The following is an 11,859-nucleotide window of genomic DNA, read 5'->3' on the forward strand; positions in this document are numbered from 1 at the left end:
AATAACCATGAAGAATAACGATGATTAAACAACGTACATTACGCAATGCCATCCGTGCTACCGGTGTCGGTCTGCACTCGGGTGAAAAAGTGTATTTGACCTTGTTACCGGCGCCGATTGATACCGGCATTGTGTTTCGTCGTACTGATCTTGACCCTGTTGTTGAAATTGCCGCGCGAGCGGAGAATGTCGGTGATACCACCTTATCGACCACCTTGACCAAAGGTGATGTAAGGGTGTCAACGGTTGAGCATCTATTGTCAGCGATGGCAGGTCTGGGTATTGATAACGCCTATATTGAGTTGAGTGCCGCCGAAGTCCCTATTATGGACGGCAGTGCCGGCCCTTTTGTGTTTTTGATCCAGTCCGCTGGTATTGAGGAGCAGCCGAAGGCCAAGCAGTTTATCCGTATAAAACGACCGGTAACGGTGAAACACGGCGATAAAGTTGCCAGATTCCTCCCCTTTGATGGCTTCAAAGTGTCGTTTACCATCGATTTTGATCACCCGGTATTTCGTGATCGTACCGGTGAGGCTGCGCTGGATTTTTCCAGCACTTCCTTTGTCAAGGAAGTCAGCCGGGCTCGCACCTTCGGTTTTATGCATGAATTTGAATATCTGCGTTCCAAGGGCTTAGCCCAAGGTGGCAGTGTCTATAATGCGATTGTGGTTGATGAATATCGCATTCTTAATGAAGACGGCCTGCGTTATGAGGACGAATTTGTTAAGCACAAGGTACTGGATGCCATCGGCGACCTATATCTGCTCGGCAATAGCTTGATTGGTGAATTTCAGGCGCATAAATCCGGCCATGCGCTCAATAACGCCTCTTTGAGAGCATTAATTGCTGAAACCGATGCCTGGGAAGTGGTCACATTTGAAGACAAAGATACGGCTCCCATCTCTTATATGGCGCCTGTATCGGCCGCTTAAGGTTTTTTGCTCAAAGTTTAAACGGTTCTGTTATAATCCCCTGCCGAAAGTTGATCACAGGCTGAGTTGTATGCGATATTCGCCAAGATAATATTGATAGCCTGTTGCCATCTTTTTTACTCAATAAACCGAACTGAAGCCTCCTTATTTTATGAAAGTCATTATGGTTAGTGACAAGCATGGCCAGTCATTGTCAATTTCGTTGGCACGATGGTCGCGGACGCTTTTTTCGCTGTGTTTTTTGGGTGTTCCTCTGGCTATCGGCGGTCTTATTGGCTATACCGTCGCTAATAATAACGACGTACTCGATCCGCAGGCTGTTGCAGCCATAAAAGAGAAAAACAGCAAAGAGCAGCAACTGCTTGCTGAGACAAAACTTAAAACCGAACAACACTTGCAAGCCTTAACCCTGCGCATGGCCGAACTTCAAGCTCGTCTTGTACGGCTGGACGCTCTGGGCGAGCGTATCACCAGCGTTGCCAAGCTCGACAAAGGCGAATTCGATTTTAGCCAGCAGCCAGCTTTGGGTGGCCCCCAGTCTGCCGATTTAGGTAAGGTTTATCAAAATCCTGATTTTGTCGATGCTATCCATAGTTTGGAGCAGCGAATCGATAATCGTGAACAACAGCTTGAAGTATTAGAAACCTTAATGGCCAACCGCAAGATTGAAGATGAAGTCTTTCTTGCCGGTCGTCCGATCAAAAAAGGCTGGATGTCTTCCCACTTTGGTCTTCGTACTGATCCATTTACTGGTCGCAAAGCCATGCATGAAGGTGTCGATTTTGCCGGTAAGCTAGGTTCAGAGATTATTGCGGTCGGTTCTGGCGTTGTTACATGGTCCGGAGAGCGCTATGGCTATGGTCGTTTAGTGGAAATTAACCACGGCAACGGCTTTATGACACGTTACGCCCATAACATGGAAAACAAAGTTGAAGTGGGTGATATTGTAAAAAAAGGCCAGACTATTTCCCTGATGGGAAGCAGTGGCCGTTCCACTGGACCCCACGTTCACTTCGAAGTCTATAAACACGGTCGTCCGGTCGATCCTGCCACCTATATTCACCGCACCAACCGGTGAATATTGCCCTGCCTTATTGGTCCCAGTTAGATTAAACTAGCGCCTTGGCGGCCCGTCTATCGACATTAGCGCCACTTAGCGTCTCTTACAATAACACTTACACTGCAGTAGCTTATTATGTTTGGAAATATCGCCAAAAAAATCTTCGGTAGCAAAAATGATCGTGTACTTAAGCGCATGGGCAAAACGGTCCAGCAGATCAATGGCTTTGAAGCGAGTATCAGCGCGCTTAGTGATGAAGCGCTAACAGCCAAAACCGAAGAATTTAAACAACGTCTTCAGCAGGGTGAGACCCTTGATCAATTATTGCCCGAAGCCTTTGCCGCCGTTCGTGAAGCGGCACAAAGAACCTTGGGTATGCGCCATTTTGATGTACAAATGATTGGTGGCCTCTGCCTGCATCAGGGCCGTATTGCCGAGATGCGTACCGGTGAGGGTAAAACCCTCATGGCTACCCTGCCGGTGTATTTAAACGCATTGTCCGGTGACGGTGCTTTTGTTGTTACGGTCAATGATTATCTGGCGGAACGTGATGCTAACTGGATGCGTCCCATCTATGAATTTTTGGGGCTATCAGTTGGCGTTATCAGTTCAGGCCAAAGCCCTGAGTCAAAGCGTGCCGCTTATGCCTGTGATATTACCTACGGTACCAACAACGAATTCGGTTTTGATTATCTGCGCGACAATATGGCCTTTACCAAGGAAGATCGCTTCCAGCGCAGTTTAAATTTCGCCATTGTCGATGAAGTAGATTCCATTTTGATTGATGAGGCTAGAACGCCGTTAATTATTTCCGGCCCAGCGGAAGATAGTTCTGAGCTATATCGTCAAATCAATAGTTTGATTCCGCAGTTAACATTACAAACTGAACAACAGGAAGGCGAATCACTCATCGAGGGCCACTATACGATTGATGAAAAAGCACGTCAGGTAGAGTTAACCGAACAAGGCCACCTTCATGTTGAAGAACTTTTAACTAAAGCGGGCATGCTAGAACAGGGTGACAGCCTTTACTCAGTCAGCAACCTGTCCATGCTGCAGCATGTTTATTCAGGCGTTCGGGCCCATAAATTATTTAACCGCGATGTTGAATATATTATTCAAGGCGGTCAGGTTGTTTTAATTGATGAGCATACCGGCCGTACCATGCCTGGCCGTCGTTTATCTGAAGGCTTGCATCAGGCAATCGAAGCCAAAGAGGGGGTAACGATTCAGGCAGAGAGCCAGACGTTGGCCTCAACGACCTTCCAGAATTATTTCCGTCAGTTTAACAAACTGGCCGGTATGACCGGTACCGCTGATACCGAGGCGTTTGAGTTTCATCAAATTTACGATTTGCAAGTCGTCGTTATCCCCACCAATGTGCCGCAAATGCGTCAAGATTTGAATGACTTGGTTTATTTGTCGAAGGATGAAAAATACGATGCCATTGTTGCCGATGTAAAAACCATGACCGCTGAGGGTGCTCCGGTATTAGTCGGTACCGCTTCAATTGAAACCTCGGAAGAACTGTCTCGTCGGTTTGAAAAATCAAACATTGCGCATAAAGTGTTAAATGCAAAATTCCATGAGCAAGAAGCTCAAATTATTGCCCAAGCAGGTCGGCCGGGTGTTGTTACCATTGCAACCAATATGGCCGGCCGTGGTACGGATATTGTGCTGGGTGGTAATGTCGAAGTAGAAATCGCCGCGTTGGATAATCCGTCGGATAGTCAGATTGAAACCATAAGGGCAGATTGGAAAAAGCGTCATGATACTGTGTTGGAAGCCGGTGGCTTGCATATTATTGGTACCGAGCGCCACGAATCTCGCCGTATTGATAATCAGCTTCGTGGTCGTGCCGGTCGTCAGGGTGATGCGGGTATGTCGCGTTTTTATCTTTCCATGGAAGATAATCTAATGCGTATTTTTGCGTCCGATCGAGTGCGTAATTTTTTGAAAGCGCTGGGTATGGAAAAAGGTGAAGCGATTGAACATCGCATGGTAACCAACGCTATCGAAAAGGCTCAGCGTAAAGTTGAAGGTCGTAACTTTGATATTCGTAAGCAGCTATTAGAATATGATGATGTGGCTAACGACCAGCGCCAAATTGTTTATAGCCAGCGTAAATATCTGCTCGAAGAAGAAGAGATTACTGAAACCATTGAAGCGATTCGCGCTGATGTCGTGAATGACGTGATTGATGAGTATATTCCTCCTCAGACATTAGAAGAGCAGTGGGATATACCCGGTCTGGAGCAACGGCTTGAAAATGAATTTGCCGCTACCATGCCCATTCAACAATGGCTGGATGACGACGACGATCTTCATGAGGAACCCTTGCGCGAAAAAATATTGGCAGTGATTGTCGATGGCTATGAAGCAAAGGCCAAGGAAATTGGCGCTGAAATTCGCAAGTTCGAAAAACATATTATGTTGCAAGTGTTGGATAATCTATGGAAAGAACATCTGGCGACCATGGATCATTTGCGTCAGGGTATTCATCTGCGTGCCTACGCGCAGAAAAACCCCAAGCAAGAATATAAGCGTGAAGCCTTTAATTTATTTGAATCCATGCTGAACAGATTAAAGCATGATGTGGTGCGCTTTTTAGCCAATGTTCGTATTCAACGCGAAGACGAGATCGAGGCGTTGGAGCGTCAGCGTCGTGAGCAGCAGGCGCAAAACCCCATGCAGTTCCAGCATGCTGATGCCTCGGCATTGCCTGAGCAGGAGCAGCAATCGGCTGAAGCCGAGCAAACCCCTTTTGTTCGCAAAGGGGAAAAAGTGGGTCGTAATGATCCCTGTCCTTGTGGCTCCGGTAAAAAATATAAACATTGTCATGGTAAATTGGTGTAAGTTATTCGAAAACACATTAGAGAATATTTATGGCAGTCGGCGAAGAAAAATTACCACCGTTGCACCCTGTTAAGGGGTTTCGTTTAGGCACCACATCCGCTGGTATTAAAACAGCGGGTCGTCCGGATCTGGTGGTGATGGAAATTGCCGAAGGGGCAACCGTTGCCGGTGTTTTTACTCGCAATGCTTTTTGTGCAGCGCCGGTACAACAAGCCAAGCAATATTTGGCTGCGACAACGCCGCGTTATTTTATGGTTAATACTGGCAATGCCAACGCCGGCACCGGCGCAGCGGGTTTGCGTGATAGTCAGTCTTGTTGTCAGGCAATGGCCTCTCTGGCTGCGATCAATACCGATCAGGTACTGCCTTTTTCCACCGGTGTTATCGGTGAGCCCTTGCCGGTTGATAAAATAATTGCGGCCTTACCCGCTGCACAAGCCGCTTTGGATAGTCATGGCTGGGAGCAAGCGGCTAGCGGCATTATGACCACCGACACGCGTCCCAAAGCCGCTTCAGTGCAGATAGATTGTCTGGGTGAAACGATAACCGTTACCGGTATTGCCAAGGGTGCCGGTATGATTAAGCCCAATATGGCAACCATGTTGGCCTATGTGGCTACCGATGCCGCCATTGAACAGCACCTGTTAGAGGTAATGATTGAACAGGCGGTAAACCAATCCTTTAACCGCATTACAGTCGATGGCGATACCTCCACTAACGATGCTTGTATGTTAGTGGCAACCGCGCAGTCATCGCTTGCTGTAGTCGATGATCAGCAACATCCTGCTTATGCCATGCTGCAAGAGGCTATTACCGGTATTTTTATTGAACTGGCCCAAGGTTTAGTTCGAGATGGCGAAGGCGCCAGTAAATTTGTAACCGTTGCTGTTAATGGCGGCCAAAGTGAAGAAGAGTGTTTAAAGGTGGCTTATACCGTTGCCGAATCCCCCTTGGTAAAAACCGCGCTCTTTGCCAGCGACCCTAATTGGGGGCGCTTGTTGGCGGCGATTGGTCGTGCTGGTGTTGAAAACCTCGATGTTGATCGAATCTCTGTTTACTTAAATAATGTTCTGATTGCAGCAAACGGTTGTCGCGCTGAAAGCTATACCGAACAGCAGGGTGTGGCGGCCATGGCATCGGAAGAGATTATCATCACTATCAATCTTGATAGAGGTAGTGATACCGCCACCGTTTGGACCAGCGACCTTTCCCACGACTATGTGCGCATCAATGCCGAATACCGAACCTAATGCCCGCTAACACTTCTGCTAAGTCGGTGCATGTTGCTGTTGGTGTGATTGTGGATAAGCGCCAGAATATTTTGATTGCACTGCGCCCAGAAGCTAGCCATCAAGGGGGTTTATGGGAGTTCCCCGGCGGTAAAGTCGAGCAGAACGAAACGGTGGAACAGGCCTTATCGCGTGAGCTTTATGAAGAGCTGGGTCTGGTGTTTATTGATGGTCATCCTCTGCTTGAAGTTCGCCATGATTACACCGACAAAGCCGTCTTGTTAGATGTCTGGTGGGTCGACAGCTTTACCGGTCAGGCAGAAAGCAAAGAAGGCCAGGCCATTAAATGGGTGAGCCCTTCCGCATTATCAGATTATACCTTTCCAGCGGCGAACAAGCCGATTATTACAGCCGTGCACAAGCGCCTTTTGAACGCAGTGTGAGCTGGAATCGGCTGTAATATCTGGTAGAATCCCCGTTCTAGAATACACCGTACATTGACCCATTCACCGGGCTGGTCGGCCACCTAGATTATCATCTGCAAACCATTAACGAGTTAAAACAGGGCATTTACCATGAGTCTTGCTACCAAAGTATTGGCAGTTAATAACAATCTTCCTATCCGTACAGAACAAGCTGTCCACAGTGGCAAGGTGCGATCAGTGTATTGGCTAACGGCTGCAGACAGTCGTCGGTTGATTGAGCAGAAAGGTTACGATGTTGCCGCTGATGCCGAATTGGCAGTGATGGTAATTAGTGATCGTATTTCAGCCTTTGAATGTATCTGGCATGGTGAAGGTGATATGCATGGTGTGCCAGGTAAAGGCGCTTCGCTGAATGCGATTTCCAATCACTGGTTTAAATTATTTCGTGAGCAGGGTTTGGCCGACAGTCATATTCTGGATATTCCCCATCCTTTGGTTTGGATTGTGCAAAAGGCCAAACCGGTGATGATTGAAGCCATTGCCCGTCAATATATTACCGGATCAATGTGGCGTTCCTATGCCAAAGGTGAGCGTAACTTTTGTGGAATTGAAATTGCTGACAATTTAAACAAAGACCAAAAATTGCCTGAGTTGTTAATTACACCCTCTACCAAAGGTATTTTAAAGGGTATACCGGGCGTACCGGAAGTGGATGATGTCAATATCACTCGTGATGATATTACTAATAACTTGGAAGCTTTTAATTTCCGTAGTCTGGATGATGTGAGCAATTACGAAAAATTATTGTCGGAAGGTTTTGCTGTTATCAGTGATGCCTTGGAAAAACTCGATCAAATATTTGTCGATACCAAATTTGAATTTGGTTATGTCACTGATAAACATGGCCAAGAAAAACTGATTTATATGGACGAGGTGGGTACCCCTGACTCCTCTAGAATTTGGGATGGTGCGGCTTATCGTGACGGTAACATTATTGAAAATTCGAAAGAGGGTTTCCGCCAGTTATTGCTAAACCATTTTCCGGATGCCGATATTTTGTTAAATAAAAACCGTATGGATGAGCGTTATGCATTAGCCAAAGACAATGCATTGCCTGAGGCAGTTCTGATGTCAGTATCGGACACTTATACGGGTATTGCCGAGAAAATTACCGGCGAGAAAATTATTTTGTCAGATAACCCGAAACAAGAGATTATCACTATCCTTCGCGATCAATATGATTTGATCCAGTAGATTTATCGCCCCTGCCAAGGTGGGGGCTTTTATCAGTTAACCGCTAACCAGTCGATCGCTTCATCCTGCTTGGCTAAAATCGGCAAGTCCTGTGAATACCATTTTGTGACTGCGGCTTTAGCCAGCGCCTCAGTATTATTATTTTCGCTAATATGCGAAATCACCAAGTGTTGTATCCGCTCCACGTCTATTTGCTCTAGCAGATTTGCGGCCTGATGATTGCTGAGATGCCCCCAATGCCCGCCGACACGCTGTTTTAATGAGGCGGGGTATTGCCCCATAGCTAACAGTTCAGGACAGTGATTACACTCCAGCATCAGTGCATCACAGTGTTGGTATTGTTCGGTAACATGCGGCGTAATACTGCCAAGGTCAGTCAGTAAGCCGATGGTTTTATTGGCATGACGAAAAACAAACTGGCAGGGCTCTCTGGCATCATGCGGTACCGCTACCGGAGTAATATCAATATCTTCCACAGTAAAAATACGGTGAATATTGATCTGATGCATTTCATTGACGTTATTTAAGCCTTGATACTGCGCAGTGCCGTGGGTGAGATAAACGGGTAATTGGTATTTGCGAGCAAGAGGGCCGACGCCTTTAATATGATCGCCATGCTCATGGGTGACTAAAATGGCAGAAATATCTTCTGGGCAGTGGCCTAGTTTGGCCAAGCGGCGTTCAGTTTCTTTAAGAGTAAAACCATTATCGACTAACAGTAGGGCATTTTCAGAACGAATAAGAGTAGCATTGCCGCGGCTGCCGCTACCCAGAGATGCAAATGAAAAACTCATCGAAGTTATGTGATGTTGCGTTTGATCAGTTTTAGTAATCTCTCAGTGTCACTTTTACTGAGTTCAGTATTGTCGGCGCTTTCAATAGTGATAGCGATGGTGCCGTTGTTGCTATCCGTTAAGCGGACCCGGTAGGCGATACTCTCTGCGGGTTTGTCTGCATCGTTCGATGGTGCCCAATCAAACATCCAAGAGAAAATACCGTCTTTTTCCTTCTCTTTAGAATTAGAGCCTTCAACATAATTAAGGTGATACACCTGCTCAGTGCGGTTTATATCATCAATAACAAAGCCGGATTTTTGCAGGGCGTTACCCACCGCGGCCCAAGCGCGGGAAAAGGGTAGTGCAAGATTAATATGAATATTGTTATTGGCGTCTTCTTGTAAGGTGATTTTCCCTGAGGAGTTGATTGCCTGTTGCGCCAGCATCGATACCGCAGCGGCGGCAGAACTATCGGCCAAATACTGGGCGAGTTCCTGAGTCATAATTTTTTCGCGCTCGGCATTACTCGATTGCTGGGGCCAATTTTCATCACCGGAGCGAATATCGGCTTGTAGCACATAGATCTCACTGGTGCCTCGTTGCACACCCTGATCAATCCGCAGGCGATAGCGTTCACGCAAAGCATCTTCGCCCTCAGGTTGCAGCCATGCAGTTTCAATAAGACCGTTGATAGCATCAGTATGTTGTACCGCTAACTGATTTAGGCTGAGAAATCCTCGTAAACGCGGCCATACTTGGCCGGGAGCGCCATTGACCAAAATCCAGCGCTGTTCACCTAGCGAGTTGATACGAACCTGATCACGGTTAACGTCATCTGCCAACGGCTCAGGCGATGGCACTTCAAAATCATCATCCAATGTGGTGCGGTCGCTGATCGTTGGGATGGTATAGCGATCATCAATCGATTCACTCTCCATGCCTTCTGGTAATTCTAATGGCGCTGTTACCGTAGCTTGGCGATAATCGTTGCTGCGGTCACGAAAAGTACCTTCGTCACCAAATAACCAACTACAGGCGGTAATCTGCAGCAGCAAGATAATCATGCTGGTCAGTTTTAACGTGCGCATAAACAAGAGTCGGTAAAGCTTCATTCAATAATTCCCGATTGTTGCATAGCCTGAGTTAATGCCGGCTGTCCAGACGCTGAAAAGACTGTAAGCGGCAAACGAATACCCTCGGTCATCATGCCCATTTTTTGCAGTGCCCACTTAACAGGAATGGGGTTGGACTCCAAAAACAGATTTTCGTGCAGTGGCATTAATTGATCATTTAACGGCTTGGCGGTGTCCGCATCGCCAGCCAATGCTGCCTCGCACATCTGCGCCATTAACTTCGGCGCTACGTTAGCCGTTACCGAAATATCGCCCTTGCCGCCGGCAAGCATCAGCTGCATAGCGGTAGGATCATCGCCGGAATAAATGGCAATACGATCGGAGACAAGCTCGATTAGCGCTTTGCCGCGCTGCAAATCACCGGTGGCATCTTTGATGCCGATAATATTATCGACACTGGCTAGACGATCAACCGTGCTATTAGTCATATCACAGGCGGTTCGGCCCGGCACGTTATATAAAATTTGCGGAATCGCCACACTCTCGGCAATCAACTTATGGAATTGGTACAGGCCTTCCTGGGTCGGCTTATTGTAGTAGGGCGTGACCAAGAGACAGGCGTCGACACCGGCGACCTGGGCCGCTTCAGTCAATTCCAAGGCTTCATGGGTACTATTAGCGCCAGTACCCGCAATCACCGGAATAGCGCCGTTAACCTGATCGACAACATGTTTGATCACCATACAGTGTTCGCTAACACTCAAGGTGGCCGACTCGCCAGTGGTGCCGACGGCAACAATGGCATGAGTACCTTCCTGAAGATGAAAATCCACCAGTGTTTTTAGGCTCGGCCAATCAATCTCGCCGCTTGTTGTCATCGGGGTTACTAGAGCAACCATACTGCCCGTAATCATCCGTTTCTCCGTCAAATAAGATGAGCCGTTATGGTACTGGTGACCCTAGCCAAGCTCAAGCAAGAAAGAGGGTTTTTAGCGTTATATTTAGCGAATTAGCACTTGTTTACCGATGTTGATGAATTACACTGTTTTTTCTGACTTGATTTAATGTCAGAACCAGCTCTCAAGGATTTTAATGGTGGAACTATACATGCGCTATATCGCCCGATTTAATCGACCGGCCTCGGTTTTAATAGTGTTTTTACTGTTGCTGTGCTCAAACCCAACTCATGCAGAACCATGGCGAACAGAACCAATATCCCCCATTGTCAAAAACAGTATGGAGGCACAGCGGCAAAGCATTGATGATCTGGTTAGACGTCATTTCGGTCGCCAGCTTAACGGCCAAAAAGATAACGATATCGCTCTCATACAGCGCTTGCTGGATGAAAATATTGTGACTTCCAAGGATGTTCGTCAACTACAGTCGATGGGCTTGATTCTGGGGCAGATTTTAAAGTCACAACGGGGGCTAAGCTGGATTATCTATATTGATAAATATGGCCGATCCAAGGCCCTGCAGTTAACAGGTTTTGAAAAAGAATTTATTTTCCCGGTAACGCAGATTTCTAGAAAAGCAGAAGTGGGTATTCGCGTTAATGTGGCTAAGGTTTATCAAGAGCTAGAGCAAGCAGTGATTGATATTCGCAATAAACCGCCTTTTTAGCGGCTAAAAATCAATCCCCATTCCCATCACGATTATCCTCAGGCGTTTATAGTATGGCTAAGGGCTGCCAGATGGACGTTTGGTGCTATGAAAAAACCGCCGATCAACACTAATCGATAGCGATTTTATGGCAAAAAACTGCTAGTGTTCGCACCCAGTATATTCAGTGTCATTGTCATATTTGGAGTTTCACCATGAGCAGCAGCTTTCACCCGACTCAACGCACCCTAATGGGCCCCGGACCTTCCGATGTAAGCCCACGAGTCTTGGAGGCCTTGGGCCGCCCAACCATCGGCCATCTTGATCCAGAATTTGTTGGCTTGATGGACGAAATCAAGGCCTTGCTTCATTACGCCTTTCAAACCAACAATGAATTAACCCTGCCGATTTCTGCGCCGGGTTCGGCCGGTATGGAGGCCTGCTTTGTGAATTTGGTATCACCGGGCGATACCGTCATCGTTTGTCAAAACGGGGTGTTTGGCGGTCGCATGAAAGAAAATGTCGAACGCTGTGGTGGTAACGCGGTTATGGTTGAAGACGAGTGGGGCAAGCCGGTTGATATCGCCAAAGTGAAAACCGCGTTTGCACAAAACCCTGAGGCCAAAGTATTGGCCTTTGTTCATGCCGAAAC

Annotated in this window: 10 protein-coding genes and 1 pseudogene; 8 read left to right on the forward strand and 3 right to left on the reverse strand. The window is 47.2% G+C overall.

What is annotated here, in order from left to right; all coding sequences use genetic code 11:
* Nucleotides 1–20 precede the first annotated feature (20 nt).
* The 6 genes from lpxC (at nucleotide 21) to AACP44_RS06790 (ending at nucleotide 7,756) form a co-directional block, all read left to right on the forward strand.
* Complete coding sequence (gene lpxC, locus AACP44_RS06765) at nucleotides 21–932, forward strand: UDP-3-O-acyl-N-acetylglucosamine deacetylase (RefSeq protein WP_339339717.1); 912 nt, start codon at nucleotides 21–23, stop codon at nucleotides 930–932.
* A gap of 151 nt (nucleotides 933–1,083) precedes the next feature.
* Entirely contained in the window at nucleotides 1,084–2,010 is a 927-nt protein-coding gene (locus AACP44_RS06770; RefSeq protein ID WP_339339718.1) for a M23 family metallopeptidase, read from the forward strand.
* Nucleotides 2,011–2,127: 117 nt separating this feature from the next.
* Nucleotides 2,128–4,848 carry a preprotein translocase subunit SecA gene (secA, locus tag AACP44_RS06775; RefSeq protein ID WP_339339719.1) on the forward strand — a complete coding sequence of 907 codons (2,721 nt, stop codon included), beginning with the start codon at nucleotides 2,128–2,130 and terminating at the stop codon, nucleotides 4,846–4,848.
* Between the two features lie 29 nt (nucleotides 4,849–4,877).
* Nucleotides 4,878–6,098 carry a bifunctional glutamate N-acetyltransferase/amino-acid acetyltransferase ArgJ gene (gene argJ, locus AACP44_RS06780; RefSeq protein ID WP_339339720.1) on the forward strand — a complete coding sequence of 407 codons (1,221 nt, stop codon included), beginning with the start codon at nucleotides 4,878–4,880 and terminating at the stop codon, nucleotides 6,096–6,098.
* The gene (gene mutT, locus AACP44_RS06785) at nucleotides 6,098–6,520 is read left to right on the forward strand and encodes an 8-oxo-dGTP diphosphatase MutT (RefSeq protein WP_339339721.1); all 423 of its coding nucleotides are present in this window, start codon (nucleotides 6,098–6,100) and stop codon (nucleotides 6,518–6,520) included. Before argJ ends, mutT begins: the two co-directional genes overlap by 1 nt.
* Before the next feature lie 132 nt (nucleotides 6,521–6,652).
* The gene (locus AACP44_RS06790) at nucleotides 6,653–7,756 is read left to right on the forward strand and encodes a phosphoribosylaminoimidazolesuccinocarboxamide synthase (protein ID WP_339339722.1); all 1,104 of its coding nucleotides are present in this window, start codon (nucleotides 6,653–6,655) and stop codon (nucleotides 7,754–7,756) included.
* Between the two features lie 32 nt (nucleotides 7,757–7,788).
* Here the strand turns inward: AACP44_RS06790 and AACP44_RS06795 are convergent, their stop codons facing one another.
* The 3 genes from AACP44_RS06795 to dapA are packed head-to-tail and all read right to left on the reverse strand — an operon-like array spanning nucleotide 7,789 to nucleotide 10,519.
* The gene (locus AACP44_RS06795) at nucleotides 7,789–8,550 is read right to left on the reverse strand and encodes an MBL fold metallo-hydrolase (RefSeq protein WP_339339723.1); all 762 of its coding nucleotides are present in this window, start codon (nucleotides 8,548–8,550) and stop codon (nucleotides 7,789–7,791) included.
* A 5-nt stretch (nucleotides 8,551–8,555) separates the two neighbouring features.
* Nucleotides 8,556–9,644 carry an outer membrane protein assembly factor BamC gene (gene bamC, locus AACP44_RS06800; RefSeq protein ID WP_339339724.1) on the reverse strand — a complete coding sequence of 363 codons (1,089 nt, stop codon included), beginning with the start codon at nucleotides 9,642–9,644 and terminating at the stop codon, nucleotides 8,556–8,558.
* Nucleotides 9,641–10,519: a 4-hydroxy-tetrahydrodipicolinate synthase gene (dapA, locus tag AACP44_RS06805; RefSeq protein WP_339339725.1), complete on the reverse strand. Its 879-nt coding sequence runs from the start codon at nucleotides 10,517–10,519 to the stop codon at nucleotides 9,641–9,643. The genes bamC and dapA overlap by 4 nt, the downstream gene beginning before the upstream one ends.
* 178 nt (nucleotides 10,520–10,697) lie before the next feature.
* Between dapA and AACP44_RS06810 the strand changes: the two genes are divergently transcribed.
* The gene (locus AACP44_RS06810; protein WP_339339726.1) at nucleotides 10,698–11,228 is read left to right on the forward strand and encodes a DUF3806 domain-containing protein; all 531 of its coding nucleotides are present in this window, start codon (nucleotides 10,698–10,700) and stop codon (nucleotides 11,226–11,228) included.
* Nucleotides 11,229–11,422: 194 nt separating this feature from the next.
* A pseudogene (locus AACP44_RS06815) lies at nucleotides 11,423–11,859 on the forward strand (alanine--glyoxylate aminotransferase family protein); the annotation flags it as partial.

This window comes from uncultured Oceanicoccus sp. (assembly GCF_963968385.1).
In the GTDB taxonomy this organism is placed as follows: Bacteria; Pseudomonadota; Gammaproteobacteria; order Pseudomonadales; family Dasaniaceae; genus Oceanicoccus.

Bases quoted from the DNA above. Each gene is read 5' to 3' on its own strand.
- lpxC (WP_339339717.1), top strand. From the start codon at position 21: ATGATTAAACAACGTACATTACGCAATGCCATCCGTGCTACCGGTGTC.
- AACP44_RS06770 (WP_339339718.1), top strand. From the start codon at position 1,084: ATGAAAGTCATTATGGTTAGTGACAAGCATGGCCAGTCATTGTCAATT.
- secA (WP_339339719.1), top strand. From the start codon at position 2,128: ATGTTTGGAAATATCGCCAAAAAAATCTTCGGTAGCAAAAATGATCGT.
- argJ (WP_339339720.1), top strand. From the start codon at position 4,878: ATGGCAGTCGGCGAAGAAAAATTACCACCGTTGCACCCTGTTAAGGGG.
- mutT (WP_339339721.1), top strand. From the start codon at position 6,098: ATGCCCGCTAACACTTCTGCTAAGTCGGTGCATGTTGCTGTTGGTGTG.
- AACP44_RS06790 (WP_339339722.1), top strand. From the start codon at position 6,653: ATGAGTCTTGCTACCAAAGTATTGGCAGTTAATAACAATCTTCCTATC.
- AACP44_RS06795 (WP_339339723.1), bottom strand. From the start codon at position 8,550: ATGAGTTTTTCATTTGCATCTCTGGGTAGCGGCAGCCGCGGCAATGCT.
- bamC (WP_339339724.1), bottom strand. From the start codon at position 9,644: ATGAAGCTTTACCGACTCTTGTTTATGCGCACGTTAAAACTGACCAGC.
- dapA (WP_339339725.1), bottom strand. From the start codon at position 10,519: ATGATTACGGGCAGTATGGTTGCTCTAGTAACCCCGATGACAACAAGC.
- AACP44_RS06810 (WP_339339726.1), top strand. From the start codon at position 10,698: ATGGTGGAACTATACATGCGCTATATCGCCCGATTTAATCGACCGGCC.